General features: G+C 67.6%; 1 protein-coding gene. It reads right to left on the bottom strand.

Annotation, left to right across the window (positions count from 1 at the left end; translation table 11 throughout):
* The coding region (locus OO52_RS45655; RefSeq protein ID WP_030659436.1) for a sugar phosphate nucleotidyltransferase at positions 1-444 on the bottom strand (444 nt) is incomplete at both ends.

The raw sequence follows: 444 nt of genomic DNA, 5'->3' as shown, positions 1-444 counted from the left end.
GCCCTTCTCGGGGTCCACGACGACCTTCATCTCCTCGTCGGCCAGGTTCTTCACCGTGTCCAGGGCGAGGATGATCTTCTTGCCGTCGCCGCGCGCGGCGAGGAGGGTCTGCTCGACGGAGACCGGGTGCACGGTGTCGCCGTTGGCGAGGATCACGCCGTCCTTGAGGGCGTCACGGCCGCACCACAGGGAGTAGGCGTTGTTCCACTCCTCGGCCTTGTCGTTGTCGATGAGGGTGAGCTTCAGGCCGTACTTCTGCTCCAGAGCCGCCTTGCGCTCGTACACGGCCTCCTTGCGGTAGCCGACGATGATCGCGACCTCGGTCAGCCCCACCTCGGCGAAGTTCCCCAGGGTCAGGTCCAGGACCGTCAGCGACTCCTCCGCGCCCTCGGGACCCACCGGCACCAGGGCCTTGGGGAGGGTGTCGGTGTAGGGGCGCAGACG

Source organism: Streptomyces flaveolus (genome assembly GCF_000716535.1).
GTDB lineage: Bacteria > Actinomycetota > Actinomycetes > Streptomycetales > Streptomycetaceae > Streptomyces > Streptomyces flaveolus_A.
This window is presented reverse-complemented; position numbering and strand designations above follow the sequence as displayed.